We start from the raw sequence: 25,428 nt of genomic DNA on the forward strand, positions 1-25,428 counted from the left end.
TGGTGTTCAGCGGAACGCGTCCAGCCGCCAGCCCTCCGGCGTGCGCACGACGGTGGCGATGACCGTCGCGGGCGGCAGCGGTTCTTTGCGGCCGTTCGGGTAGACGACGGTCTGCTCGATCCCGATCTTGAACTGCTGCATGTTCGGGTCGCCGCCGGTGGGCGGCTTCTCGCCGGAGGCGAAGGTGAATGCCTCGACGCGCGCCTTCGCCGCGGCCCAATCGGCCCACTGCAATGTCGTCTTGGGCGTTTCGAGACCGGTCGGTGCGCCATCCAGCATGCGAATCAGGCTGGGGCCCAGCCATTTCCGCGCCCGCGCCAGCGATGCGCCCTGCGCTTCGGTAGCCGGCTGCCAGGTGTAGATCTCGCGCAGCGCGGCCACCGCGACACCGTCGGGCGTGACCGGATCGGGAGCGGGCACACCCTCGAGCAACCGGGTTGTGGACGTGGCCGGATGCGCCCCACCGGATCCCGAGTCCGCGCGGTCGCCGCGACCGCAGGCCGCGCCCAGCATCGCGACGCTCACCACCAGCATCACCACCAGTTTCGCGCGTACCTGTGCTTTATTACTCCAGGCTAACCGCATCGACCGACAGTTCGGCAGTCTCCAGGTCGCGTGTTCTGAACGGATGTACGCGCGGATGGTCACAGCACCCTCCTCGCCCGGCTGTCCCCCGGCACCGCCACCTCGCCGACACCACCGGCGGACCGGCCGTCCACGCCGGGTACGGCCTGGATCATCCGCCCGTTACCGGAGTAGATGCCGACCTGCGCGGGGCCGCGCGGCCCGAACGAGCTGAACACCAGATCCCCCTCCCGAATCTTGCTCATCGGCACCTCCGCACCTGCCTCCCACTGCTGTTCGGCGGTCCGCGGCAGCGTCACCGTGCCCGCGGAGGCCGCGAACACCGCGGCGGCGGTCAAGCCCGGACCGTCCAGCCCGCCGCCGCTGGGGCCCTGCGGTCCGCCGCCGCCCCACACATACGGCGTGCCCAGCCAGTCGTGCGCGGCCTCGACGATCTGACTGCCGTCGCCGCCTTCCTCCGGAGCGAACCGGCCGAGCGCGCCAGGGGCCCGGTACTGCGCCTCCATCGCGAGAATGTTCGCCACGTACGGCTGGGTCTCGGAGTAGTGCGCCGCCACCCGATTCGGCATGCCGCCGGACGCGAGCACCGCGCCCTCGCCCGCGTTGTACGCGGCCAGGGTCAGCGCCGTGACATCGCCTTGCACCTTGCCCTCGGACTGCCATTGCGCGATCTTGTTCGCGATGGCGCACATGTAGCGGCCTTGGCCGATGATCGCGTCGCCGTCGTCCCACACGCTCGCGCTGCCGTTGCCGTCGGCGTCGATCACATAGGGCTGGCCGTCATCCGGATTCACGCTGACCGCGGTGCTGGGCAGGAACTGCGCGAGGCCCTGCGCGCCCGCGGGCGAGGTGGCGCCACGGCGGAAGCCGGATTCCTGCTTGCCCTGCGCGGCCAGCAGCGAGGGGGTGATCTGCGGGCAGATGGAACCCGCACGGCGATACCAGATTTCCAGCTCCGGCGGCACCTTGCCCGTGGCGAGGGCGCCGCCCGCGCTACCGAAGCCGCGGCTGCACCGGGGATCGCTGGAATAGGCCTGCGCGCCACCGACATCCGGGGTCGGCGCGCCGTCCAGCCAAGGCAGCGGGTCGATCTGGCGGCCACCGGTGAACCGGCCGCCGGGCACGATCTCGAAATGCAGGTGCGGACCGCTGGATTCGCCCGCCGAGCCGACCTGGGCGATCGGCTGGCCCGCGGTCACCGCGTCGCCGACGCGCACGTGCACGCCGGAGTCCCACATGTGGCCGTAGACCGCGGAGTACGCGCGACCGTTGGTGTCGACCGAGTCGACGACCACCCAGTTGCCGAAACCCGATGCGGGCCCGGCGGCTACCACGCGGCCGTCGGACACCGAGTAGATCGGGGTGCCGTCGGCGGCGGCCAGGTCGATGCCGAGGTGCTTGCCGCCGCGCGCACCGAAGACGTCGGACACCGTGAAGGTGCCGGTCGCCAGCGGCAGGGTGCGGCGGATCGGTCCGGCCCCCGCGGCCAGCGACGGCGCCACGGTGGCACTCGGATTCGCCTGCGCGCCGGGCGGTGTCGCCGCCGCGGCCGGATCGGCCTGGGTGCCGGGCGGATTCGCGCGCGGATCACCCGGCGGGTAGCCGCCGAGCGGTGGTAACGCCGACTGCGACCCGAGCACCGACGAGCCCTCGCAGGGGTCGTCGACCGAGGGCAGCACGATGACCACCACCATGGCCATCAGCCCGAGCACCACCGCAAGCGCCCCCCACAGCAGCGCCCGCCCGGTCACCGCGGCCTCGCCGGGCGCGGCCCCCCACGATGCCGCCGACCGGCGGCGCCGGGTGCCGCGCCGGATCGACTGAAAGCCCTCGGCGCTGGGCTCACTGGCCGCGCCGGGATTCGTTGAGGGTGTCGGCCAGCGTGCGGTTCATCTCCGCCGCGGCCGCCAATTGTTGTTGTAGCAGCGCCACTTTGCGGCGCAGCGCGGACGCGTCCAACCGCTCCAGGCTCGGCCCCTCGGCCGCGCGGACCCAGTTGCGCACCGAGTTCGTGTGCACGCCGATCTGTTCGGCGACCACCCGGCACGCCTCCGACTCGCTGCGCAGCTTGCCGGTGAGCGCGACCACCTGCTGCACGGCGGCCTGGCGCACCTCCGGCGACACCCGGCGGTAGGAGCGGTGCGGCATCATCCGACGCACCTCCCCGTGCGGCGGTCCATCCATAACTCGCGTCTCGGCTGATCGTTCATGCGGCGCTCCCGCTCGGCGAATCCGTCCCTCGGGCAGTCGATTCGGTGAACTCGCTGAACCGCTGGTTGGTGTCGTGGATACCGCTCTCCTTCTCCGAGAGCGTGAACTCCATGTGGAACGGAATGCCCGGCCGACGATCCTCACCGATCTTCAGCAGGAATTTACCGGTACCCGGTGGCGACGGCCGCAATTGGCCGGGTTTGAGCGCCTCACCCGTCAACGCCTGCGGCGCGGACCATCCGGTCACCATCTGCTCCTCGGCGGAGGTGAACGGCACGATGCTGTCCAGGCGTTTGACCTCTTCGGCGGGCAGCGCGCCGAAGATCTTCGCGCGCGCTCGTTCCAGGAAGCCGAGCGCCTTCGCGATGGCCGCCTCCGAGCCGAGTGCCTGCAGGTCCTTCACGGTGTGGCTGATCATGATCAGCGCGGTGGCGATGCTGCGCTGCAGGCGGGTCAGTTCGTCGACCCGGTCGACCATGAAATCGCCGAGGCCGAGCACCTGCCACAGCTCGTCCATCACCACCTGGAAGTAGCGCTGCGGGCCCATATCCGCGTCGGCCAGCACGTGCGCCGCCTCGACGGAGGCGAAGCCGTCGGCCCAACAGGCCAGCATGACAGCGGCTTTGAGCTTCTTGTCGCCGGTCGGGATGTGTGAGACGTCGATGCAGACCGCGACGGCGCCGGTGTCGATCGGCACCGAGGTCTGCCCATTGAAGATCGCGCCGAACGGTCCCTGGGTGAGCGCGCGCAGCGAACGGCGCAGGCCCTTGATCGCGTTCTGATATTCCGTGGGGTCGTCGGCGCCGGCGTCGAGCATCAATTCCTCACCGCCCGCGACGATCACTTCCAGCAGGTTCTCCATGATCGGCGGCTGGTCCGGCGTGTAACCGCTGCCCGGCTGGTAGAGGATGCGCAGCGCGGTGGAGATCAGCGTCTCCTCGTAGTCGCGCACCCGCGCGCCACGGACCAGTTCGACCAGACCCGCGATCAGCGTCACCTGCCGGGCGCGCAGATCCTGCAGCACCTGAAGTTGCAGGGCGGGAAGGTGTTCCAAGCGCGGCACCACCGCACCGAGCACACCCGCGGCGAGCGGGTTGAGCTTGCCGTGGCCGTAGCCGAGGTCGATCACCTGGCCGCCGACCAGCTCGACCATCTTGCGGTAGTCCGGCTTGACGTCGGCCAGGATGAGCGGCGTGATGCCCTGGGCGATGCCGCCCAGCACGATCCGGCGCACCAACGAGGATTTACCGAAACCGTTGAGCCCCAGCACGAAAAGGCTCGGCGCGGTGATGAAGCTGCCGCGCAGGAACCAGTTCATCGGATCGAAGCAGACCGGCGCCCCGGTGTGCAGATGCGAGCCGAGCGGTGTGCCGATCAGCGGCGCACCGGCACCGACCGACCACGGCCACAATCCGGCGACCTGCGCGGTGGTGGCGCGGTATTCGACCGGGCGGCCGACCACGTTCATCCGGCCGCCGCCCTCACCGGCGTAGCCGCGATCGGTGAGTTGGGCTGTGCTGCGGTCGAATCCGTCCTCGAAGACCTGCTCGGCGCGCGCGGCGTAGTTGCGCCGCCGGATGTCGTCGGTGCGGATACGGAACTGTGCGAAGGCCGCGCGCAGGCCGGTCTGCTCGCGGGCGACCATCTCCAGCTTGGCCCGGGTCCGCTCGTCGAGCAGCGGCGGACCGGAGTGCTTTCGCCGGTCGGCCTTGGCCTTTGCGCGCAGGGCGGCCTTGTCCATCACCGGCGTGCCCATGGCCCGGTCGGCGGTGTAGTCGGTCTTGGTGGGGCGCTGCGCGTTTCGACCGGACCGCGAACCGTTGCGGTCCTGCACACCGCGCTCCGGCTTGCCGTTGCGCGCCGCTTTCGCACCGCGCTGCTCCGATTTCTGCCCGCGCTGCTCCGACCGCGGCGTCCGCTCACCACGCGCCGGGCGTTCGACCGCGCCGTCGCGGGCCCGGGCGGTTCTGGACGCGTCGCCGCGCGCGCGATCCGAACTGCGCTCGCCGCGACCGTTTTCGGCCGGGAGCGCTTGCGAGTCGCGACTGCGCGAGGCCGCGCGTGACCGATCGGGACGCGAGCCGTCCGCCCGGGCGCCCTCGGACCGCGCCCGTCGCTCGGCCGCCTCCCGCGCGCGCTCCCGCTCGGACTTCTCGTCGAGCCCCGACCGGTCGTCGGCGCTCACCCGCGCCGCGCCCCTGCCGAAGCGACGCGGCCGGTCCGGCATCTCCTCGATGCCGGATCGTTCGCGTACCCGAGGACCGTCGCGGCGGCCACGCTGAGCCTGCGGGCGCTCGCCCCACTCGTCCTGCTCGACCTCGTCGCGCCGTTTGCCGCGACGGGCCGCGGGCTCGTCCCGTTCCCGTACGGGTGGCTCGTAGTCACGTGCCATAAATCGTTCACCCCGCCAGTGCCTTAGGAATAGTCGCGTGCTCCGGCAGGATCACCCCGCAACCGAGCGAGGCCGCGAAGGCCGCCGCCTGGTAGCGGTAACACCGCCGGATCTTCAACCGCGCCTGAGTGGACAGGTCGCGCGTGATGGCTTCGATACGCGGCAGATCGCCGCGCAGGGGCTCGGTGATGGTCACCAACGCCCCGAAGCGGGTCACACCGTGACCCCGGGCTTGCTCCTCACGGGCCTGCTGGGTGGCACCCACCCGCAGGGTCGCGGCCGCGGACACCACGCCGCGTTCGCTTTGCTGGGCCACCAGCGCGTTCTTGAAGTCGTCGTCGACGATCTCGGCGGCGTCGGCGGCCGAATGCGGCCGGTACACGATGGCGATGCGCTTGCGTGGCACTTCGGGATTCGGCGCGAGCAGGCGTTGCAGCACCCGCTCGTCCACCGCGCCCTCCGGCGCGGCGTCCATCTCCCAGGTGACCGAACGGCCACCGTCGTGCACCAGGTGATCCCACTTCTCGTCGTGCGAAACCGGGCCCGCGTCAGCCCAATCCAGCCCGTGACCCTCGGGTTCGCTTGCGGCGACTTCCAAGTCGGCCTGGGAGGCCGGGTCGTAACTGCGCCGGATGAACGAGATCACCTCGTCCGCCGACATCGGCTGGGCCCGCACGCCCGCCTCGGCGAGGGCCGCGCAGATGCCGGGCAGTCGCCGCCCGATCTCGACGGCCTCCTCGGCGGGGTTCTTGCGGCGCTCGGCGGTGGTGGCCTTGAAGGTGATCGCCACGCGCGGCAGCAGTTGCACCCGCTCCTGCGGCAGCTCGGTGGCGAGCTCGTACATCACCTGCTGCGCCAGCTCCGGCGCCTCCGGCCGGGTGATCGTGGAAACCTCGGTGAGCAACCGGTTTCCGGTCTCCGGCACGGTGTCGATGACCGGGACGACCGCGACGATGTCACTGGTCTGACCGACCGAGGCGAGGAAGGTACCCCAGGCCGACACCCAGCGATCGATCACCGGCTGATCCACCGCCTCGTGGCCCTGCGGCCAGGCGCGTAGCACCACCGTGTACTGGGCGAACTGCGGCAGATGGATCATGCCGAAGCTGTAACCGCCCGCGTCGATGCCCTCGTACAGCTTCGACGGCGCCAGCAGGCCGGGCAATCGGGTGACACCGCCCGGGATTCGGGAGAACCGGCCACCCCGGTACACGTGCTCGCCGCGCTTGCGCGAGCGCATCCAGTTGAACATCATCAATCCCGTCTCGTAGCCCGAGCGGCCCCCCGTCCGCCACACCAGTGGAACCATCACCACGACGCCGGTACCGCCGACGATCAGACCCCATTGGAAACCGCCGACCATCGCGGTGATCAATGCCGTGATCACCACTCCGAAGCCGAGCACGGTCTCCTCCCAGCGGAGGCCGAAAAGGCCTGCGCTGCGGGGCTTCTGCCACAGCCCGTACGAGCGACGCTCGTAAGTATCGTTCGTCGTCATCGTCATCGCGGAATGGTGCTCCTCCCGAGGTCGGGCGAGCGATTCGCCCAACGGTCACCGGCCACATCGCCCATCACCTGGTCGGCGCGGTTCAGACTGCTCGTCGCGGCCCGCGCCGCCCCGATCCGGCCCGCCGCCCTTGCCGCACCGGACGGTACTCCCGCCGCGCCCGCGGGCCCGGAGGCGCGCGGTGCCGCCGCGCCACCGCCGCCGCCACCGCCGCGTGGCGGGACCGGGCGTGGCGCGCCACTGCCGCGGCCGCCCGCGCCACCCGGCGGGCGCGGACCCGCGCCACTGCCGCTGACGTAGCCCGCCGAGCCAGGCGCCGCAGCGTTTTTGACGCCAACCGCCTTGGTGCCCATGGCGCCGAGGCCCGCGACGGCGAGCAGCGTGCCGCCGGTCGCGGTGAGACCGGAACCGCCGCTGCCGACGATCGCGACCGCGGGCGTGACCAACCGCATCAGCGCAGGCAGCACGAACGCGACACTGCACAGCAGCACGATGGCGACCAGCATGCGTTGTGCCTGTTCACCATCCGGCAGATTGTTGACCGGGGTCATCGAATCCACGTGTCCCGCAGTGGTGAACGCGATCATGTAGACGATCGCGGCCACCGGTTTGTAGAGCATGAATGCGATGATCCAGCCAACCAGCTTCTGGTAGGACTGTTTTCCGACATTCATCCCGGAGGCAGCGGCCGCCAACGGCAGCACACCGGCGGCGATGATCAGCAGACCCTGCCGGACGATGGCCAGCACGATCTGCGCGAGCGCGCCGAGCAGGCCGACGACCGCGATGATCAACACCAAGCCCGGTGAGAAGGCCTGTAGCTTACTGGTTTTCACCATCAGCTCAGCCAGGTCCTTGGCATTGCCGTTGGTCGAGTCGTTGATGATCCACTCGGAGAAGCGATCCGAGGCCTGGGTGCCCGCCACGATCACCGCGCCGAGCATCCAGGAACTGAAGACCACTCTGGCGAACATCCGGAACGACTCGGCGGCCTCGTTCATCGTGGCCCCGCGTCTGGCTTCGGCCAAGCGGGCGCCGGAGAGGATCACCGAGGCTATCAAGAGCAATATCTGGGCTTGATAGGTGTAATCGTTGATCTTCGTGAACAGCGAACCGGAGTCGCTGGCCGCCTCGTTGGGCACTTTCATCCAGAAGGTCAACGCCAGGATGATGGCCTCGCCGAGGCCTTTCATCAGCGAGTCGACCACCTTGCCGAAGGTCGAATCCCACGCCTTGTCCTTGACCGCGGTGGCTGCCTGGCCGGGATGTGAGGCGGCGTTGCCCGCCTTGCACGCGGCGGACGCGGCGTCACCGAGCGAGATTCCGGGCAGGCCGACATTGTCGAGGGTGTCGTGGATCTCGTTGCACGTCTCGTCGAAGCCGTACTGCTGTCCATAGGCTATGGTCGGCGTCGCCATCATCACCGTGAAGATGACAGCGAAGATCGTGAGCATTCGCCTCACCATTGTCTGCACCCCTCGCTGCTCCGCAGGTCGGCCATCAACTGTTTCTCGAGCCTTTCGCATCGTGCTCACCATTTCGTCCACCCGCCCAGCGATTCGATCAACTCGGTTTGTGCGCTGTTGGACGTCGAGGGCTTGAGTCGCCAGTCACCGGCATCCCAGACCATGACCAGGCGGATCGCCGCCCAGAGTTGTTTGCCGTCGACCACCGGCCCGCGCGAGGCGAGCCGGATGATGGCCAGGTCGTCGGCGTAGTCGTCCACCTTGAACGCGTCCGAGGCGACGAAGTATCGGGTGATCTTCTCCGGCTGCTGTTCGGGCAGCTTGTCGTTCGCCAGCGCCTTGTCGTACGCGGCGATCTGCTGCGCGGACACCCGCACCTGTCGCACGTACAGGTCGCGGTTGGCCGGACGGGCGTTGAGCCGGTAGGTGATCTGCGCCCCGGCCAGCACCGCACCCTGCGGCGTGTGCGAATAGCCAACGGCCAGACCGTCTTCGATGCGGGTCGGGCCGTCGGAAGTGGAAAACGGTACCGACGCGCCGTAGACCCGCTGCCAGCCGTGCGGCGCGGTGGTGCCTTCCGGGGCCGCGGTCAGCCAGTCGCTGTCGGACGGCTTGCGCTGCCGCGACGGGTCCTGCGGAAGTGGTTGCCCCGCAGGGTTGTTCGGCACATCGACGCGCCTGCCGAGGATGTCGACCTCGGGGCTGGCGAAGCCGCTACCGCCCGCCGCTTCAGCGGGCGCCGGTGCGGTGGCCGCCGTGCCGCCGTCGTCCCGGGTGATGTAGACGACGATCCCCGCGATCACGATGAGCGCAAGCACGGCAGCGGACGCGACGGCGCCGAAGGAGACGCGATCGCGCGCGTAAGACTCCTTGTCGCTCATGACTCCACCTCGCTGACGCTCGGTTCCGCCATGCGCGAAGCGCGCTGCGACATGATTCGCTCGCTACGCTCCCTCATGCCGGTGCCTCCAACTTCACAATGTCATCAGGTATTTCGGTGACCGAGTCGATCGGTCTGGTGGTCGAGCCCGGATCCGGCAGCCGTAACCGCCAGTCCTGGCCGAACCATTCGACGGTGGTGTGGTTCACCGCCTTCGAGCTGTCCGAGTATTGGGTGTAGGCGTCGACGGTGCTGCGCTCGTCGGTGTAGCCGGTGATCTTGTAGCCGAGCACGCGCGGCGCGTAGTCGGCACTGGCCGGGCCGGTGATGGACAGCTGGATCCGGTTGACCGCCCATTCGTCCTTGGCGGGACCCGGAACGACTTCCTGCGCAGCGACTTTCGCCCACTGACTGTCGGCGGCCACCGCCAACCGCACCGAGTGGGTGATGGCGGCGACGCCCGCGCCACGCGGCGAATGCTCGAAACCCGTTGCGGCCCCGTCGGCCACCGACTTCGGTCCCTGGTCGGTATGGGGCAGGGCGACACCCTGGAACGGCTGCCAGCGCACACCCGTGGGCGCCGCTGTCAGGTCAGGTCCGGATCGTTGGTCGCCACCGCCGCAGCCGACCGTGGCGAGCAGCAACGCGGCGCCGACGGCGCCCACTGTCCCCCTGCTGCGTCGGCTCACGTCGGTAGGAACGCCAAAGCGATCCCCGACGCTGTGCTGGCCACCGTCGCTCCGAGCAGGCTCATCAGTACGCCGTGCGAGGCGTCGTTCATCGCCAGATCGCCGTTGCGGAACTCCAGCCACAGCTTGCCCGCGGAGACGATCATCCAAGCCAGACACACCAGCAGGACGAACCACAGCAGCCAATTGAGCAGCTGCATGAGCGGCTCCAGCACCTCGGCGGGCATCTGTTTGTAGGCCAGCAGCTCGGCTGCCGACACGCGCACGGTAGATATTTCGGACATCAGGTTCCAATAACGGCGTTCATGATGGTGCCTGCGCTGGTCGCGACGACGCCACCGATCATCGCGCCGGCCACCATCTTCGGGGACTCCAGACCACCACCGGTCCACTTCTCCCAGGCGAACTTGCCGCCCGCGTAGACGATGCCGGTGATGCCCGACAACAGCACGAACCAGGTGAGATAACGCACCAGCTGCAGGATCTTCTCGGAGCCGGGAGGCGCCTCGGGCGTCGGGTTACCGACCTGCGCGAGTACGGTGCCGTACGTGTCCTGCACGGCGAGGAGAATCGTGCTCATCGGGTGCCTTTCTCGAAAGTGGTTGAGTAGTCGCCGATTCGATGCGTACGTTCACTGATCGGGTGGCTTTCTGCTACCCCGGTCCTGCGCCGGATCGTCGAGTGCTGCCTCCTCCAGTGCCGTTCGAGCCGCCGCGACGATGTCGGCGCCGAGCTCCCTGACATCGAGCGGTACCTCCTCCAATGGGTCGATCTTTCGTTTCTTCTGTGGCATCGGGTCACCGGGTGTCCACACCGGCAACTTCTCCGGTTCTACCAGCGTCCATTCCTCATACCACGGGACCTGCCACAACTGGCCGGCCAGCGAACCGACCACGTCGCGGTAGCGGCGGATCTCGGCGGGCAGCCGGCCGGGGCGCGCGGCAACGGTGATCAGGCCGAGCACCTCGCAGGAACCGGCGAAGCCCGAATGGTGTTGGCGCAGTAGGTCATGCGCACGGGTGAGGCCCGCGATGGTCTCCCGGGCCACCAGCACGACGAAGGGCGATTCGCGGTCGAAGACGCCGGGCCAGCGGCGGCCCGAATCCGCCGCGGGCGCAAGCACGTGCGCGAGGCTACTGGCCCCGGCGCCGCCGTGCACGCCCAGCAGCCACACCAGCGGCGCCCGGCCGACACCGGGTACCGGACGGTCCCAGATCGGCGCGCGGCGCGACTCCGGCGGAGCGACCACGCCTGCGGGTGCGGATTCGTTATGACGTCGAAATATCATGGCGGCGGTCATGATGCCACCCCGGCGAGCAGGCGCCCATAGGCCCGGCGCGTCTCGATGGCCAACGACGCGTGGCGGACCAGCTCACCCCTGGCCAGGTGGGGGTCATAGGGAATTTCTCGGATATCGCGGACCCAGCCGGACAGATGCTCACGCAAATGCTCGGCAACTCGCGACTCGGTGCCCGGATGCTGGTGCGAGACAACGATTGTCGTGTCGCCGACAATGCCGCCGCCCTGCCCCTCGGCCGAGTCGCCGAACTGGTCGTCGAGCCATTCCAGGGTGACCCGCAACCGGTTCGCGGCATCGGCGCGCGCCGGAATGGCAAGCACCAGAGCAACATCCGCGTCATCGAGCAGCGGACGCAGCTGCCGACCGGCAATCGGGCTGCCACCGTCGTAGACCGCGGTGAAACCCGCGTCGTACACCGCCCGCGCCACCGTGAGATAGGTCGCACGCCGGCGCAGCGGCGCGGAGTCGCGCCACAGCAGGCCGATGCCGGAGGTCGCCCGGGACAGGCATTCCTTCAGCGGCGCCGGTTCGTCGTCGCCGCGACCGTACAGCCACGATTGCAGGCTGATCGGGTGCAGGTGCTCGTCCGCGCCGCGCAGCGCCAGATCGCTGCCCGCCGCCGTCGCGTCCACCGCGACCGTCGGGGTGGACGCCATGCCGAGCTCGCCCGCTATCCCCAACGCCGTCGTGGTGGTTCCCGCGCCACCGCAGCCGCCGACCACCAGGATGGGGCGCTGCAGGGGTTGTTCCGCGCCGGAACCACCCCCTTTGCCGCGCCGCAACCGCACCACCGGAGCCTTGGAGCGCGCGGGCCGACCCGACGGTTCACCCTGGTCGGGTGCCTCGTCGAGCCAGCGGCTCCAGTCCTCTCCCATCGCTTCCTGCTCTCCTCTATCCGGCCGCGATGCCCGTGATCAGGGTGCGACCGTCGATCACCGCGGTGGTGACCGTCTGCTTGTTGTAGGTGGCGGGCGCGCCGCCTGGCCGGTACTCGGTGACCTCCACCGAGTACCGGTTGTCCGCGATCGTCACGATCCGCACGCAGTGCGTGGTGCCCGCCGGGATGGTGTCGATGCCGCGCTGGATGGTCGCGGCGGGTGAGACGGCGGCGTCCGGGGCGACGGCCTGCCGGACCCGCTCGCCGGACCGCTCGACGTAGTACGCGTGCTGGAACGCCAGGATGGCGTCGGGTCCCGATGCGGTGCCGCCCGGTTCCGCGCCGCGCACGATCGACTCGGCCCGCTCGGTCGGGCAGGCGTCCCGCAGGCCGTGCGTGGTCACGCCCGCTTGCGACCTGCCGCGCAGGCCATCGGTGCTCACGCCCGCCTGGGCGCTGCCCGCGGTGAACTGCACCGACGCCGACCAGGTCGAGGCGGGCACCCGCGGCTCGGCGGCGCGAGTGCTCGATGAGTTCAGCAGGAACAGCACGCCCGCCGCGGCCGCGCCGAGCAGCAGCACCGCGATGACCAGCACGACGAACACCCGGCCGCGCCGCGAGCGACGGACGCGGGCCTCCTGACGCAAGGCGCTGGACGAGCGCGTCGGCGGCTCGTCCAGCTGATCGTCGTAGTCATCGTCGTCGGGCCAGGGGAAACGCACCAGGTCGGCGTCCCGTGGCGGGTAATCGTCGTCGGGGCCGGGTGCCCGGCCCACCCAGTCCGACCAGCCGCCGGTGAATTCGCTGCGTTGCGCGGGCAGGTCGGCGGGGACGTCCTCGGGCGGCGGTTCGTCGCGGATGTAGTGCGGATACCGGGCCGGTCCCGCGTCGTCCAGCTGCACCGAACTCGCCTCGCCGGGGGGCACCGGGGCCGTCTCCGGCTCGAGCGCGCTGTACCAACGGGACAGCTCTTTGTACGACTTCAACATTCCCCCATTCCCGCTGAGCGAGGCGCATGATTCCGCATCGTCGGACCCTCTCGGCGATCAGTTCGTGGAGAACGGGTAGGTGTTGGCGGTGCCGGGTCGATCGGTGGGCGGAATCGACGTCGCGCCGCCGGATGAGGCGCCGTCGGCTCCTGTCCCGAACGGAAATTGTCCCGTACCGGATGAATTCGGCGTAGTCGACGCGCCGGATTGCTCCCCGAAGAATCCCGTGGGCGGCTTATCCGCACCGCCCTGTGGCCTGCTGTTCGCCCCGAATTCACCGGCGATATCGCGGGCTACCGCGGCGAACCAATCGGCGACGAATTTCGTCGGCGCGGCACCGTTCGCGGCGACCGTCGCGGTGTTGTACGCGCCGTGTCGCTGGACGGTGTCCCAATACCGGACCCAGGTGGCGGTATTGAGCAATTCGCTGTTGTCGGTGATGTTTTGCACGACCGCGTCGAATGCCTGGGTTACCAGTCGCACGCCGGTTGTCGGCGGGACGAGTTGGGCGACGGCACCGACCAGTTTCGTGCCGAGCGACAGCAGCGCGGCAGGCGGATTGGACAACCCCACGGTGGCCAGTTCGGCGATGGCCGCCGGGTTGATGACCGTCTTCACCACCGTGACGACCGCGTTCAGCCCGATCATGCCGACCTTCAGCAGGGCCTGCAGCGCGCCGGGCAGGTCGAGCGGGGTGCGCGGATCGGCGGCGTCGGCGAGGCGCTCCGAGATCGACTTCTTGGGCGAGATGGACAGATTCGCGAGCGAGTTGCCCTGCACGTCCTCGTTGACCACCTTGGTCGCGGTCTTGATCGAGGTGTATGCCAGCGCCTGGGCGATGGAGACCAGCGAGGCGATCGGGTCGCCGCCGCTCAGCTTCGACTGGCCGACGACGTTGGTGACCGCCTTCAGGATCGGCGCGCCCTGCGGTGCGTCGCAGGCGAGGTCGCCCGCCGCGCAGAAGCTGGCCACCCGGCCGGTGAGGGCGCCGAAGTTGGCGGCGCGGTCCCGGTCCGGTCCGATGCCGCCGCCGGTGGCGGGCGCCTGCGGCAGCGCGGCGAGGTCGGCGAGCTGATCGCCCGTGGTGCCGGGTGCCGGATCCGGTGACGCCTTGCCCGGCGAGCCGGGGAACAGCGGGGCGCCCGCGTTGCGGGTCGGGTCGGCGAACAGGGCCACCGCCGCGACCTTATCGGCCGGCAGCACGCCCCGGCCCTGCCCGATCTCCTGCGCGAACATCGAGGCCACGTGCGCGCCTTGCGAATAGCCGACCACGGCGAATCTGGTCTCCGCGCACCGGTCGGCGACCGTCTGCGCCATCGAGCGCAGCCGGGCCAGTCCGCCGGTCACCGACTCGGCGTACGGTGCAGCACCGCCCGCGGTCGCGCCGCCGAAGCCGGATTCGTAAGGGACATAGGCCCGATCGACCAGTCCGGGATCGGTGGCCTTGGCCATCATCGGGCGGAAGACGGTGGACAGCATGCCGGTGTCGGTGGACGGCGCGGCGTCCGGCGACGATTCGCCGGTGCCTTGAATTCCCAAGGCGTACAGTGCCGGACAGGCGCTGAGCGCGACGTTTGTGGAGGGCCCTGGCGGATTCGGTGGAACGGCCGCGGCGGTGCCCGCCGTAGCCACGGTCACGGCGAGTGCTGCCAGCACCCCCGTGACCTTTACCGAGTAATTCGTCATAGCGATCCGCAATCAATCCGTGTTGCCGCAGCTACCCTCAACGCCATGAAACGCAATAGACCGTAACAGATTCCGGCTATTGCCGGGGAATCGGCGAAAAGTTTCCACGAACTGCCGAAAGGCGCGTGACACATTCCGGCGTGCCGACGAAGCCACTCCGGCAACTTTCCGATGGTCCGAAAATGAGGGCAACCGTCTGGCGACTTATCGGCCACCCGAATTCCCTAGCGGGACTCCATCTTCCGTTCGCCCGATGGCGTCGGCATTCGTGCAGACATCTCGAGCATCCGGGGCCGAGCGCGGCGAGGTTGCCGGGGCGACAACAATTGACGCGTCAAGGGGAGCTGACCCCAGGGGGGTCGTCAGGCTGCCGAAGTGACGCGGTAGACGTCATAGACGCCTTCCACGTTCCGGACCACGTTCAGCAGGTGTCCCAGGTGCTTCGGATCGCCCATCTCGAAGGTGAACTTGCTGATCGCGACCCGGTCACCGTGCGTGGCGACGGAGGCGGACAGGATGTTGACCTTCTCGTCGGCCAGCACCTTCGTCACGTCGGAGAGCAGGCGGGTGCGATCGAGCGCCTCGATCTGGATGGCGACCAGGAACACCGAGGACGGCGACGGCGCCCAGGACACTTCGATGATGCGTTCGGCCTGGTCACGCAGCGAACCGGCATTGGTGCAGTCGGTCCGGTGCACACTGACCGCGCCGCCGCGGGTCACGAAGCCCATGATCTCGTCGCCGGGAACCGGCGTACAGCACTTGGCCAGCTTGGCGACGGTGCCGGACGCGCCGGGGATGAGCACGCCCGCGTCGCCGGTGGTGCGCTGCCGGTTCGGCGTGGTGGACGGGGTGGACCGCTCGGCGAGCTCGTTCTCCACGTCGCCGATGCCGCCGAGCTGCGCCATCAGTCGCTGCACCACATGGTGCGCCGAGACCTGATGCTCGCCGACGGCGGTGTAGAGGGTGGAGATGTCGGTGTAGTGCAGCTCGTGCGCGACCGCGGTCATCGCGTCGACGCTCATCAGCCGCTGCAACGGCAGGCCGACGCGGCGGACCTCCTTGGAGATCTGCTCCTTGCCGTTTTCCAGGGCCTCTTCGCGGCGCTCCTTGGCGAACCACTGCCGGATCTTGGCCTTGGCGCGCGGCGAGACGACGAAGTTCTGCCAGTCGCGGCTGGGTCCGGCGTTCTGCGCCTTCGAGGTGAACACCTCGACGACCTCACCGTTCTCCAGCTGACGTTCCAGTGCGACCAGGCGACCGTTGACCCGCGCGCCGATGCACTTGTGGCCGACCTCGGTATGCACGGCGTAGGCGAAGTCGACCGGCGTCGACTTCTGCGGCAGCGTGATCACGTCACCCTTCGGGGTGAACACGAAGATCTCCGGCGATTTCAGGTCGAAACGCAGCGACTCCAGGAACTCGGCCGGGTCGGCCGCCTCACGCTGCCAGTCGAGCAGCTGGCGCATCCACGCCATGTCGTCGACTTCGGTGGAGTCGTTGGAGTGCTTGCCGCGGGTTTCCTTGTAGCGCCAGTGCGCGGCGATGCCGAATTCGGCGGTGCGGTGCATGTCCTGGGTGCGGATCTGCACTTCCAGGGGCTTGCCGTCGGGGCCGACGACGGTGGTGTGCAGCGACTGGTAGACGCCGTAGCGCGGCTGGGCGATGTAGTCCTTGAACCGGCCCGCCATCGGCTGCCACAGCGAGTGCACCACGCCGACGGCCGCGTAGCAGTCCCGCACCTCGTCGCAGAGGATGCGGATGCCGACCAGGTCGTGGATGTCGTCGAAGTCCTTGCCCTTGACGATCATCTTCTGGTAGATCGACCAATAGTGCTTCGGCCGACCCTCGACGATCGCGTTGATCCGCGACGCCGCAAGGGTATTGACGATCTCCGCGCGCACCTTCGCCAGGTACGTGTCGCGCGACGGCGCCCGATCTGCCACGAGCCGCACGATCTCGTCGTACTTCTTCGGGTGCAGAATCGCGAACGCGAGGTCCTCCAGCTCCCACTTGACCGTCGCCATGCCGAGGCGATGAGCAAGGGGCGCAATGACTTCGAGCGTTTCCTTGGCCTTCTTGGCCTGCTTCTCCGGCGGCAGGAAACGCATGGTGCGCATGTTGTGCAGCCGGTCGGCGACCTTGATCACCAGTACGCGCGGGTCCCGCGCCATCGCGATGATCATCTTGCGGATCGTCTCCGCCTCGGCGGCCGCGCCGAGGTTGACCTTGTCCAGCTTGGTGACGCCGTCCACCAGGTGCGCGACCTCGGCACCGAAGTCGAGGGTCAGCTGTTCCAGCGAGTACCCGGTGTCCTCGACGGTGTCGTGCAGCAGCGCCGCGACCAGCGTGGTGGTGTCCATGCCGAGCTCGGCCAGGATGTTGGCCACCGCGAGCGGGTGCGTGATGTACGGATCGCCGGACTTGCGGAACTGGTGCTTGTGCCGCTCGTCGGCGACATCGAAGGCGCGCTGCAGCAGCGTCAGGTTCGCCTTCGGATACAGCTCACGGTGCACGCTGGCCAGCGGCTCGAGCACCGGCTTGACCGCGGCGATGCCGCGCTGACCGGTCATCCGGCGGGCAAGCCGCGCGCGTACCCGGCGCGACGCCGACGTGGGGACCGCGGCGGAGGTGCCGGGCTGGCGCACGGGCGTGGCGTTGCTCGGTGGCGTGGCGGGCGGTGTTCCGGTCTTCGGCTGGTCTCCCCCGGTGGCGGCACCATTCGACTGCGGGGCGCCCGCCGATTGCCCGACATTCGCCTCGCCCAAGTGCTGAGTCATGCCACCACCTCTCAGTGCCCACTTCGCGGCGCTCACGGGCCTTCCGTGGCTACGCAGGCTGCCGCCTCCGGGCCTGACGTTCGCGCCACGCGCCTCGATCGGACCACCCTATCCGACCGCTGCAACCGCCCAGACCACCAACTTTAGTCCCGGCCGCGCGCTGGCGTCCGGCGCGCGGCGCTGGGGGCGCGATGCCGGTTCTCAGGCCGGGATGACGGTGGGTTCGCCGAGGACTCCGCAGCGTAGGGGAAAGCGTGACATATCAGGCGTCGAGGTGGGGGCGTCGAGACCGAACCGCTGCCCGGCGGCGAGTTAGCGGATCGTGGACGGGTCGGCGGGCTCGCGGGTGATCATCGAGCGGCCGTCGAAGTCGGGGCTGGGCGGCACGTGCAGCAGGTCGACGACGGTGGGGGTGATGTCAACCAGGGTGTAGCGGGAGGTGGTGCTGCCCGCCGCGAAGTCGGGGCCGCGAGCGATGACGAAGTTGGTCGTCTCGTCCGGGGATTGGCCGCCGTGGCCGCCTTTCGGGGTGTGGCCGTGGTCGGCGGTGACGAGGATGGTCCAGCGCTCGGCCGGGTTGGCCGCGGCGCGGGCGTCCACGGCGGCGGTGATGCGACCGACCTGTTCGTCGACGCGGCGGACGGCGTCCAGGTACTGGCGCGAAGCGGCGCCGTCGCTGTGACCTGCCAGATCGACCTGATCCAGGTGGGTGAAAAGGAAGTCGGGGGCGAACTTGGCGATCGCGGTGACCACGGCCGAGGTGGTGGCCGCGTCGGTCTTGGACTCGTCCGGGTCATCGGGGACCGGAGGGGTGGAAACGACTACGTCGGCGCGTGGGTTGCCGCTGCCCGCCATGGTGGCGATCTGGTCCCAGGTGGCGATCGAGTGGGTCTTGCGTGCCGGGTCGGCGCGTTCGAGCTGGGTGAACACCGTCGGGTACTTCGCGAACGGTGCCGCGCTGAAGTTGTTGTCCTTGATGCCGTGCTTGCGATCCCACACTCCGGTCAGCACGGTCGCCCAGGACGGACCGGAGATGGTGATGTGCGGCGCGATCGAGGATCGGCTCAGCAGCCCTTCGGCGCTGAGCCGCAACAGGTTCGGCGCGCGCACCTGTAGAACCTTGTCGTACATCAGCCCGTCGAGGCCGATCACCACAACCTTGTCGACGCGGGGTTCGGCATGCGCACCGCCTGCGGCAGCGGTCATGGGAAGAACCGTAACAGCGATGACAGCAAGGGATTTGACGAAGAACTGGAGCGGGTTCATGCCCCTGTCACGCTCACCCGAAGCGCGCCTGCCCCCGCCCCGCCACCGCTCGGCTCTGTCACCCTCGCCGTGTCCATGACTCGCTCGCTTGCGCTCGCTCATAGTCGCCAACCATGCGGGTCGGGCCCCGGCGGCGGATAGCCTGGCGCGGCACTGTTCATTGACGTTTCATCGGTCGCGGCACCGCCCGTTGCCTCGCTGAACGGTCACTGAACTGCCGATAGCGCGGAGCTGTTCCGGCGGCTCGCCACCCGGTGGCCCTTGCCGAAGCCGTCGACGCGGGCCACGCGACGCTCGCCCTGCACGGCCACGCCCACAGCGGCACCGAATTCGGCCGTACCGCAGGCGGAGTCCCGTCCGCAATGTGTCCTATCCGGTACTCGGGCGCCCGTACGGCGTCTACCACCTCATGCCGGACCGGGTTGCCCCCGGGCCCTGACCAGCTGCCGGGGAGCTGAGGGCAGCGCCATGCCCGCGCGCCGGACGCGGACCGGATCGGTACCTTCACCTCATGACCGTCGCCCGCTCTCTACTGCTGTTCGCCCTGGCCGCCCTCGCCGAGATCGGCGGCGCCTGGCTGGTGTGGCAGGGCTGGCGGGAACACCGCGGCATCCTCTGGATCGCGGCGGGCGTCGTCGCCCTCGGCGCGTACGGGTTCGTCGCGACCTTCCAGCCGGATCCGCATTTCGGTCGCATCCTCGCCGCCTACGGCGGTGTCTTCGTCGCGGGCTCCCTCGCCTGGGGCATCCTCGTCGACAAATTCCACCCCGACCGCTGGGACTACCTCGGCGCGGCCATCTGCCTGGTGGGCGTCGGCATCATCATGTACGCACCGCGCCGCTGATCGGACCCACAGACCCCTGCGGAATCCCACCCGGGCACCGAACGTTGGTTCGAGTCGACACCATCCATCGAGGGGATCCGCAATGTCGTCGACCGTGACCATCTACGGCGCTTACGGCCACACCGGCCGATTCATCGTTACCGAACTCGTTCGTCGCGGCTGGACACCGATTCTGTCCGGCCGCAACGAATCTCAGCTACGCCGGCTCGCGCGCGCCTACCCCGGTCTCGCGATTCGACCCGCGACCGTCGACGATCCCCACGCGCTCGATCGCGCGCTCGCGGGCAGCGCGGCGGTGATCAACGCGGCAGGCCCGTTCGGTGAAACCACCCCCGCGCTCGTCGAAGCGGCGCTGCGGGCGGGCATCAATTACCTCGATGTCGCCGCCGAAGTAGAGGTCGTCGCGGGAACCGTTGCCGCATACCAAGATCGGGCCGTCGCCGCGGGCGTTGTCGTCGCCCCCGCGTTGGCCTTCTACGGTGGTCTCGGCGACCTGCTCGCCACCGCCGCCATGGCCGACCTCGCTGCCGCGGACGAGATCCAGCTTGCTTTCGCCCTGGACAGTTGGATCCCCACCGAGGGCACCCGTGCCTCCGGCCGCGCATCCCGCGCCCGCCGCAACGGCAAGCGCCTCGTCTACGCCGACGGCGAATTCACCCTCCGCGACGACCCGGTCCCAGTCACGGACTGGACCTTCCCGGCCCCCTTCGGAAAACAAACCGTCGTAGGCGATTTCACCACCGCCGACAGCGTCACCATCCCCCGCCACCTGAAAACCGCTGCCCTGCATACATATATGACCGCAGCCCCGCTAGGCGACCTCGCCCTCCCCGACCGCACCCCGCAACCCGCCGACGAATCCGGCCGCTCCGCCCAGCAATTCCTGGTCGAGGTCGTGATCCGTGCAGGCGACACCCAACGCCGCGCCGTCGCCGCCGGACGCGACATCTACGCGATCAGCGCGCCGATCGCAGTAGAAGCCTTGTCGCACATCATTTCCGGAACCCACTCCGGCCTGCTCACCGCAGGCCAGATCGCCGCCCCCGGCGCATTACTGCGCGCCTTACACCCCACCCATCTCGACCGACTGGAGATCAACAGCAACTAGGGCGTCCGCACCGCCCCCGGTGCACACCCTCCACCGCGTAGCGCACACCACCCGTCAGGTGCACACCGCTCGACCCGGGCGCATCGCCTCTAGGGGGCACACCCTTCGCCCGAGGTGCGCACCCGCTATACGGAGTGTGCGCCCGACAGAACGGGTGTGCGCATCCGGTGGTCGGCGAAAATCGGCGGCTCGGTAGGGGCGGTTTAGGATCGCCGCCATGGAGGAGATCGCCAGGAAGCCGACCGTGCTCGCCGTTGAGGCCGCCTTGCGCGCGGCGGGGGTGACACCGCGGGTGCGAGTGCTGCCCGAGACGGCGCCGACCGCGGCCGCGGCGGCCGAACAACTCGGCTGATCGGTGGCGGCTATCGCCAACAGCCTCATTTTCGATGCTATCGCCGTCAACTGACGGCGCGACGAACACATGGCTCGCGCTCGGCCCCCGCGAATATGCGACGCACCATGCGCGAAGCCTCCGCACCGTTAGACTGCGCCCATGGACCCGTTGACCCGGATCCGAGCGATCTGCCAGGCACTACCGGAGTGCAGCGAACGGCTCAGCCACGGCTGCCCCACCTTTTTCGTGCGCACGAAGACTTCGTTCGTCAAGTACATCGAATCGGGTTACGACGAACCGGGCCCGACTCTCTGGTGTCCCGCCCCCGAGGGCGTGCAAGCCGAACTGGTGGACGCCGAACCCGAAAGGTTCTTCATACCGCCGTATGTCGGGCACAGTGGCTGGATCGGCGTACGACTCGATGTCGACCCCGATTGGGATGAGGTCGCCGAGATCATCCACGACGCCTACCGCAAGGTGGCACCGAAAAAGCTTGTCGCGGAACTCGACTGACGGATTGCCACACACCCCCTGATCAACTGACATACGCGAAAGATCAGGGGGTGTACGGCATCGAGCGACCCACTACCGGACCAACGTTTCCGTCAGCCCGTCGGCGGTGAGTTCCAGCCGCCTCGTGACGCCGATGTCGTCGAGGAAGCGCGGGTCGTGGCTCACCACGATCAACGCCCCCTCGAAACTGGCCAGCGCCTGAGCAAGATGCTCGAGGCTGGGCAGGTCGAGATTGTTGGTCGGCTCGTCGAGCAGCAACAACTTCGGCGCCGGGTCGGCGAGCAGCAGCATGGCCAGTGCGGCCCGGAGCCGCTCGCCGCCGGACAATGCCGAGGCCGCGACGTCGGCGTCCGTGCCGCGGAACAGGAAGCGGGCCAACTGGGCCCGAATCTGTTCCGGCGACGCGTGCGGCGCCGTCGACGCCACGTTCTCGAACACCGACCGTTGCTCATCGAAGATGTCGAGGCGTTGCGGCAGCATCCGCCACGGCACCTGCGGACCCGCGACCGAGATCTGGTGCAGCAGTGTGGTTTTGCCGACCCCGTTGCGCCCGGTCAGGGCGATCCGCTCCGGACCGCTGACCCGCAGTGAAACCGTTGGCCCGCAAGCCAATTCCACCTCCTTCAGCTCGATCACGTCCTGCCCCGGATACAGCCGGGTATCGGGTAGATCCACCCGGATCTCCCGATCGTCACGCAACAGCTCCTGTGCCTGCTGGAGCTGATCCTTGGCCGTCTCCAGCTTGTCGATGTGCTGATTGCGCAACTTGCCCGCCGACACCTGGGCCTGCCGTTTGCGTTCGGACATGATGATTTTCGGTTCCCGCTTGGTGTCCCACATCTTCTGCCCGTACCGCAGCCTGCGATCCAGCTTGATCCGCGTTTCCACGAGTTCGCGGGCCTGCCTGCGCACATCGCCGCGCGCGTCGCGGATCGCCGCCCGCGCGGCTTCCTGCTCGGCCTCGATGATCCGCTGGTACTCGCTGAAATTGCCGCCGAACAACCGTATTTCGCCTTGCCGCAGCTCGGCGATGGTGTCCATCCGCTCCAGCAGCGCACGGTCGTGACTGACCGTCAGCACGGTGCCGGAGAATTGGGCGACCACGTCGTAGAGCCGGTCGCGGGCGATCTGATCCAGGTTGTTCGTCGGCTCGTCCAGCAGCAGGATCTCCGGTTCGGCCAGCAGTTCGGCGACCAGTCCGAGCAGCGTGGTTTCGCCGCCGGAGAGGGTCTCCAGTCGGCGATCCAGCTGTTCGGCCGAGTCGGCGAGGTAGTGCAGGCCGAGCCGCCCGAGCAGCGCGATCGCCCGTTCCTCGACATCCCAGTGGTTGCCCACGATGTCGAAGTCGGATTCGTCGCCGCCCCCGGATTCGATGCGGTGCAAGGCTTTCCGGATATCCGCGATGCCGAGCACCGCGTCGACCCGCTGTCCTGCGGCCAGACCGAGGTCTTGACGCAAGTAGCCGAGGTAACCGGGGACCGTGATCGAACCACGGGCGGGCGTGAGCTCACCGGCGATCAGCCGCAGCAGCGTTGACTTACCCGCACCATTGCTGCCGACCAGGCCGACATGCCCGGGACCGAGGGTGCCGTCGAGCCCGTCGAACACAGGTGTGCCGTCCGGCCAGGCGAAAGTGAGATCGGAAAATGACAGATTGGTCATGGTGACTCCAGAGGTCGCTACGGATACGCGGCGCGCGACTGCGGACCGCCCGAGTGGCTACCTCATGAGAGCAACGGCATTACTCCGATCAACGACAATAAGACCCGTCAAGATTAACCACATTCGCGCCGCGCGTGCCAGTGATATTTGGATCACACCCGCTCACAGCCATTTCAACGGAGCTGGCGACCTACCCGGCCCCGATCACGTCCGCGATCTCGGCCGTCAGCGGATAGGGCCGCTCGACCGGCAGCGCGCGCGTCGCCGCGTCGAGTTTCCCGTCGGCCACCAGCCGCCCGATACGCTGCGCATCCTCGGTGACGTCCCGAATTCCGGTGATCCACCTGTCGACGTACAGCCCCACCGCCGGACCGCCGAGCCCGACCTGCAGCGACCGATGCGGCAGCGGTCGATGATGCAGGTCGCGCTCCGGATCCCATTGAATGCGAACGGGACTCGCGCGCAACCGGTCCATCCACACCCGCCGATCCGCATACATCTCCGGCATATAGTGACTCATGCAGGACTGCCACAGCGCCCACTCGAACCCGCTCCGGGTGATCGACACGGCGAGCACCCGCTCCTGCCCTGGCTTACGCGCCCACCCGCACCGATACATCATCCACAGGAACGAAGGCTTGATCCACGTCATCCGGGTACGACTGAACGGGCTAACAAACGTCCCCGCGGCAAGCGCCGCGTCGGCGATCGCCGTCGAATACGCCTGATAGACAACGACGGTCTCCGCGTCGTAGTCAGCTCTGACCTGCCGCATGGGCGGCGCAACACTCACCCGCCGATCCTCGCAGCCCGACCCCGGAAGTTCATCCGCATTCGCGCTAGCCGGACGAGGCTCCGGTAATCGCCACGCAATGACTCGGGGCAGCCGCACTATAGGTCGACAACCACCCGGTCCGGCTCCTGCTCGCGAACACCGCCCGGCAAGATGACGGCGGCGGCCACGGCGCCGATCGCCAAGAGCGCCGCGGCCAGCAGCAGGGCGGTGCCGTAGCCGTCGACCAGGGTGGGACGGTCGGTGGCCGAGCCGATAATGCTGGTGGCGACGGTGACCAGGACGGCGAGGCCGAGGGTTCCGCCGAGTTGCCTGCCGCTGTTGAGGATTCCGGAAGCGAGGCCGGTCTGGTCGGCGGGGACGCCGGTGATCGCGGCCATCCCCATGGCAACCATGCACGCGCCGATGCCGATGCTGGCGACGAGTGACGGGCCGAGGATGCCGGTGAGGAAGGTGGCGCCGGTGTCCTGCATGCCGAACCAGGCCAGGCCCGCCGCACCGCACAGACCACCGATCAACAGGACCGGCCGCGGACCGACAGCCGAAACCCGAGACATCGCGATGCGGACGCCGACCACCACGCCGACGCAGAACGGCAGGAACGCGAGCCCGGTGGCGATCGCACTGTAGCCGAGGACTCGTTGCGCGAACAGTGAGACGAAATAGAAGCTGGCGAACTGGCCGGAGGCGAGCAGGAAGCCGAAGACGGTCGCGCCGATCAGCGCGCGTCGGCGCAGAAATGCCAACGGCACCAACGGATCCGAAGTCCGCGACTCGACCAGAACGAATGCCGCCAATGCACCGATCCCCACCGTGAACCAGCCGAGCACGGGGGTGGACAGCCACGCATGGTGCTCGGTCGAGATCACCGCGAGCACCAGTGCGGTCGCGCCGACGGTCACCAGCACCGCGCCCGGTACATCCGGCCTGCTGCGCCGCACCGGCCCGGTGTTCGCGACACCACGGACCACGATCCCCGCGACGAGCACGACCAGCACCACGTTCACCCACATCACCGAGCGCCAGCCGAACTGCTCGGTGAGCACCCCGCTCAACACCACGCCGACCGCCCCGCCCGCGGCCCCCGCCGCACCCTGCACGGCCATCGCCTTCGCCCGCGACGGGCCGGGCGGGAACTCCGACGCGACAAGGGCGAGCGACATCGGCGCCAGCACCGCGGCCGCGACGCCCTGGATCGCGCGGGCGCTCAGCAACTCCCACCCCGTGTGCGCCGCACCGCCCCACCCGCTGGCCGCCGCGAACACCGCGAGGCTGACCAGCAGCAGGGTCCGACGGCGCGTCAGATCGGCGAGGCGTCCGCCGAGCAGCATCAGCCCGGCGAAGGTCAGCAGGTACGCGTTGATCACCCAGCTCAGCCCCGACTCACTGAAGTCCAGTTCGGCATCGATCGCTGGCAACGCCACATTGACGATCGAAAGATCCAGCGAGACAAGGAACATCACGAAGAAGACGACGGCGAGCGTCCACCCCGCCCTGGCATCGGCCCGAGCGACCACGGCAACCTCCAGAATAAAATAACGCGTGT

The 25,428-nt window shown here is 68.8% G+C and carries 23 protein-coding genes; 4 read left to right on the forward strand and 19 right to left on the reverse strand.

Annotation, left to right across the window (positions count from 1 at the left end):
• Positions 1-6 precede the first annotated feature (6 nt).
• From ACFK0J_RS26490 to ACFK0J_RS26565, 16 genes are all read right to left on the reverse strand, one after another.
• Positions 7-585, reverse strand: a complete 579-nt coding sequence (locus ACFK0J_RS26490; RefSeq protein WP_378731777.1) for a hypothetical protein — start codon at positions 583-585, stop codon at positions 7-9.
• Positions 586-644: 59 nt separating this feature from the next.
• Positions 645-2,336 carry a peptidoglycan DD-metalloendopeptidase family protein gene (locus ACFK0J_RS26495; RefSeq protein ID WP_378731779.1) on the reverse strand — a complete coding sequence of 564 codons (1,692 nt, stop codon included), beginning with the start codon at positions 2,334-2,336 and terminating at the stop codon, positions 645-647.
• A 91-nt stretch (positions 2,337-2,427) separates the two neighbouring features.
• On the reverse strand, positions 2,428-2,736 hold the full coding sequence (locus ACFK0J_RS26500) for a transposase (protein ID WP_029899114.1): 309 nt from the start codon (positions 2,734-2,736) through the stop codon (positions 2,428-2,430).
• Between the two features lie 55 nt (positions 2,737-2,791).
• Positions 2,792-5,188, reverse strand: coding sequence for a hypothetical protein (locus ACFK0J_RS26505; protein WP_378731781.1), 2,397 nt, complete (start codon positions 5,186-5,188; stop codon positions 2,792-2,794).
• A 7-nt stretch (positions 5,189-5,195) separates the two neighbouring features.
• Positions 5,196-6,686: an SCO6880 family protein gene (locus ACFK0J_RS26510; protein ID WP_218478967.1), complete on the reverse strand. Its 1,491-nt coding sequence runs from the start codon at positions 6,684-6,686 to the stop codon at positions 5,196-5,198.
• Between the two features lie 2 nt (positions 6,687-6,688).
• Positions 6,689-8,149, reverse strand: a complete 1,461-nt coding sequence (locus tag ACFK0J_RS26515; RefSeq protein WP_378731783.1) for a hypothetical protein — start codon at positions 8,147-8,149, stop codon at positions 6,689-6,691.
• Between the two features lie 77 nt (positions 8,150-8,226).
• On the reverse strand, positions 8,227-9,042 hold the full coding sequence (locus tag ACFK0J_RS26520) for a hypothetical protein (protein WP_378731785.1): 816 nt from the start codon (positions 9,040-9,042) through the stop codon (positions 8,227-8,229).
• 73 nt (positions 9,043-9,115) lie between these two features.
• Positions 9,116-9,730: a hypothetical protein gene (locus ACFK0J_RS26525; protein ID WP_378731787.1), complete on the reverse strand. Its 615-nt coding sequence runs from the start codon at positions 9,728-9,730 to the stop codon at positions 9,116-9,118.
• Entirely contained in the window at positions 9,727-10,014 is a 288-nt protein-coding gene (locus ACFK0J_RS26530; protein WP_218470205.1) for a hypothetical protein, read from the reverse strand. The genes ACFK0J_RS26525 and ACFK0J_RS26530 overlap by 4 nt, the downstream gene beginning before the upstream one ends.
• The gene (locus tag ACFK0J_RS26535) at positions 10,014-10,310 is read right to left on the reverse strand and encodes a hypothetical protein (protein WP_218470206.1); all 297 of its coding nucleotides are present in this window, start codon (positions 10,308-10,310) and stop codon (positions 10,014-10,016) included. The genes ACFK0J_RS26530 and ACFK0J_RS26535 overlap by 1 nt, the downstream gene beginning before the upstream one ends.
• Positions 10,311-10,361: 51 nt before the next feature.
• Entirely contained in the window at positions 10,362-11,030 is a 669-nt protein-coding gene (locus ACFK0J_RS26540) for a hypothetical protein (protein WP_378731789.1), read from the reverse strand.
• A complete protein-coding gene (locus ACFK0J_RS26545; RefSeq protein ID WP_218470208.1) occupies positions 11,027-11,905 on the reverse strand; it encodes a hypothetical protein in 879 nt (292 codons plus the stop codon). The genes ACFK0J_RS26540 and ACFK0J_RS26545 overlap by 4 nt, the downstream gene beginning before the upstream one ends.
• A 16-nt stretch (positions 11,906-11,921) precedes the next feature.
• Positions 11,922-12,896, reverse strand: a complete 975-nt coding sequence (locus tag ACFK0J_RS26550; protein WP_378731791.1) for a hypothetical protein — start codon at positions 12,894-12,896, stop codon at positions 11,922-11,924.
• Positions 12,897-12,953: 57 nt separating this feature from the next.
• On the reverse strand, positions 12,954-14,582 hold the full coding sequence (locus ACFK0J_RS26555) for a cutinase family protein (RefSeq protein ID WP_378731794.1): 1,629 nt from the start codon (positions 14,580-14,582) through the stop codon (positions 12,954-12,956).
• 362 nt (positions 14,583-14,944) lie between these two features.
• Positions 14,945-17,362 (reverse strand): RelA/SpoT family protein, encoded by a 2,418-nt coding sequence (locus tag ACFK0J_RS26560; RefSeq protein ID WP_378731796.1) that lies wholly within the window; start codon positions 17,360-17,362, stop codon positions 14,945-14,947.
• 312 nt (positions 17,363-17,674) lie between these two features.
• Positions 17,675-18,568, reverse strand: coding sequence for an alkaline phosphatase family protein (locus ACFK0J_RS26565; RefSeq protein WP_378731798.1), 894 nt, complete (start codon positions 18,566-18,568; stop codon positions 17,675-17,677).
• Positions 18,569-19,139: 571 nt separating this feature from the next.
• Here ACFK0J_RS26565 and ACFK0J_RS26570 point away from each other — a divergent pair.
• The 4 genes from ACFK0J_RS26570 to ACFK0J_RS26585 all read left to right on the forward strand — a co-directional run bounded on the left by ACFK0J_RS26570 (position 19,140) and on the right by ACFK0J_RS26585 (position 21,427).
• Positions 19,140-19,472, forward strand: coding sequence for a YnfA family protein (locus tag ACFK0J_RS26570; protein ID WP_378731800.1), 333 nt, complete (start codon positions 19,140-19,142; stop codon positions 19,470-19,472).
• Positions 19,473-19,554: 82 nt separating this feature from the next.
• Positions 19,555-20,580, forward strand: a complete 1,026-nt coding sequence (locus ACFK0J_RS26575; protein WP_378731802.1) for a saccharopine dehydrogenase NADP-binding domain-containing protein — start codon at positions 19,555-19,557, stop codon at positions 20,578-20,580.
• 217 nt (positions 20,581-20,797) lie between these two features.
• A complete protein-coding gene (locus ACFK0J_RS26580) occupies positions 20,798-20,932 on the forward strand; it encodes a hypothetical protein (RefSeq protein WP_378731804.1) in 135 nt (44 codons plus the stop codon).
• A gap of 141 nt (positions 20,933-21,073) precedes the next feature.
• Positions 21,074-21,427 (forward strand): MmcQ/YjbR family DNA-binding protein, encoded by a 354-nt coding sequence (locus tag ACFK0J_RS26585; protein ID WP_378731806.1) that lies wholly within the window; start codon positions 21,074-21,076, stop codon positions 21,425-21,427.
• A gap of 72 nt (positions 21,428-21,499) precedes the next feature.
• Here ACFK0J_RS26585 and ACFK0J_RS26590 read toward each other — a convergent pair whose 3' ends face one another.
• From ACFK0J_RS26590 to ACFK0J_RS26600, 3 genes are all read right to left on the reverse strand, one after another.
• Positions 21,500-23,089, reverse strand: a complete 1,590-nt coding sequence (locus tag ACFK0J_RS26590) for an ABC-F family ATP-binding cassette domain-containing protein (protein ID WP_378731808.1) — start codon at positions 23,087-23,089, stop codon at positions 21,500-21,502.
• A gap of 190 nt (positions 23,090-23,279) precedes the next feature.
• Entirely contained in the window at positions 23,280-23,882 is a 603-nt protein-coding gene (locus tag ACFK0J_RS26595; RefSeq protein ID WP_378731810.1) for a DUF4291 domain-containing protein, read from the reverse strand.
• A 98-nt stretch (positions 23,883-23,980) separates the two neighbouring features.
• The gene (locus ACFK0J_RS26600) at positions 23,981-25,399 is read right to left on the reverse strand and encodes an MFS transporter (protein ID WP_378731811.1); all 1,419 of its coding nucleotides are present in this window, start codon (positions 25,397-25,399) and stop codon (positions 23,981-23,983) included.
• Positions 25,400-25,428: the final 29 nt, after the last annotated feature.

The organism is Nocardia brasiliensis, assembly GCF_042691675.1.
In the GTDB taxonomy this organism is placed as follows: domain Bacteria; phylum Actinomycetota; class Actinomycetes; order Mycobacteriales; family Mycobacteriaceae; genus Nocardia; species Nocardia brasiliensis_D.